1 protein-coding gene and 1 pseudogene are annotated in these 1,812 nt (G+C 72.4%); one reads left to right on the forward strand and one right to left on the reverse strand.

Features of this window, described 5'->3' with window-relative positions:
• Positions 1-239: pseudogene (locus LH128_RS28695) on the forward strand (LLM class flavin-dependent oxidoreductase); the annotation flags it as partial.
• Here LH128_RS28695 and LH128_RS28700 read toward each other — a convergent pair.
• Positions 161-1,812, reverse strand: a 1,652-nt coding sequence (locus LH128_RS28700; protein ID WP_008833212.1) for an HAD-IC family P-type ATPase, incomplete at its 5' end; no start/stop codon positions are given. The pseudogene LH128_RS28695 and the gene LH128_RS28700 overlap by 79 nt on opposite strands.

Consider the following 1,812-nt stretch of genomic DNA (forward strand, 5'->3'; position numbering starts at 1 on the left):
GCGCGGCAGGCGGCGACGGCTTCGTGGAAGAGAACCTGTGGACCGGCATCGGCCGCGCCCGGTCGGGCTGCGGCGCGGCGATCGTCGGCGATCCGGATCAGGTGCTGGCGAAGATCCGCGCCTATCAGGCCGAGGGCATCGATGCCTTCATCCTGTCGGGCTATCCGCATGCGGCGGAGGCGGATCTGTTCTCGCGGCATGTCCTGCCGCAGATCAACCACGCGCCGCTGGTGCTGTAAGATGCGTATCCTCCCTGTTGCGAAGCAATGGGGAGGTGGCAGCCCCAAGGGGCTGACGGAGGGGGCAGTCCACCCCCCCCCCCCCCCCCCCCCCCCCCCCCCCCCCCCCCCCCCCCCCCCCCCGCCTCCACCCGGTCGCCCGAGGCGATCGCGGCGGTCAGGCCCTGCGCCTTCAGCGCCGCCAATGTCTCGGTCACGTCGGGGCGCAGGCTGTCGGCGAAGGTAATGCGGGTGCGGGTGCCATCGACGAGCAGGTCGACGGCGAGAGTGTCGGTCTCCACCTCCGGCCGCAGCAGCGCGACTTCGGCACCGTCGCAGCGCCCGATCATGCCGGAGCCGGTGGCCTCGCGCACCAGTTCGACGGCTGCGGGCTCCACACCTTCGCCGCGCAGCGCATGGGCGAGGCCACGGCTCAGCGGATGGCGGCTCGCCTGCGCCAGACCCAGCGCGATGGCGCGGCTGCGCGGGCCGAGCATGGCCAGCGTGACCGGGCGCGGTTCGCCCAGCGTCAGGGTGCCGGTCTTGTCGAGCAACACTTCGTCCGCCTCGGCCAGCCGCTCCAGCGCCGAGCCGTCCTTGATGAGCAGGCCCCGCCGCATCAGCGCCCCCGCCGCGACGACTTGCGCCGCCGGAACCGCAAGGCCGAGCGCGCAGGGGCAGGTGATGATGAGGACGGCGGTGGCGATCGTCAGCGCCTTGTAGACGCTCGCCCCTGCGATCAGCCAACTGCAGAAGCTGAGGAACGCGAGGGTGTGGACGGCGGGCGCATAGAGCCGCGCCGCGCGGTCCGCCACGCGCACGTAGCGCGAGCGGGACTGGCCCGCCTCGTCCATCAGCCGCGCGATGTCGGCGATGGCGGTGTCCTGCGCAGCGGCGGTGACGCGCACCCGCACCGGGTTGCCGAGGTTGATCGTGCCCGCGTGGACGAGGTCGCCAGTCACGGCGGGGCGCGGGGCGCTCTCGCCGGTGAGCATCGCGGTGTCGATGGTGGTGCGGCCTTCGACGACCTCGCCGTCGGCGGCGAGCGCTTCGCCTGCCGCCACCAGCATCGTCATGCCGGGGCGCAGCTTGTCGGCCTCGACGTAGCGGGCGGTGCCGTCCTCGCCGATCACTTGCGCGCCCCGCCCCATGCGGCCGAGCAGGGCGGCGATGCCGGAGCGGGCGCGGCCGCGCATCATCGCGTCGAGCGTGCGGCCCGCGAGCAGGAAGAACAGCAGCATCACCGCGCCGTCGAAGTAGGCGTGCTCGCCTCCGGCCAGCGTTTCGTAGAGGCTCATGCCCGTCGCCAGGATCACGCCGATGGAGATCGGCACGTCCATGTTGGTGCGCCGGTACTTCAGCGCCATCCACGCCGAGGCGAAGAACGGGCGGCCCGAATAGACCACCACCGGGATGCCGATCAGGGCGCTGATCCAGTGGAACATGCCGCGCGTCACCGCGTCGGTGCCCGACCAGACCGAGACCGAGAACAGCATGATGTTCATCATGCCGAAGCCCGCCACCGCCAGCGCGCGGATCAGGCGCTTCGTCTCCACATCGTCGCGGGCGAGCGGGTTGTCGGCGGCGCGTTCGG

The sequence above is a fragment of the Sphingomonas sp. LH128 genome (assembly GCF_000293195.2).
Lineage (GTDB): Bacteria > Pseudomonadota > Alphaproteobacteria > Sphingomonadales > Sphingomonadaceae > Novosphingobium > Novosphingobium resinovorum_A.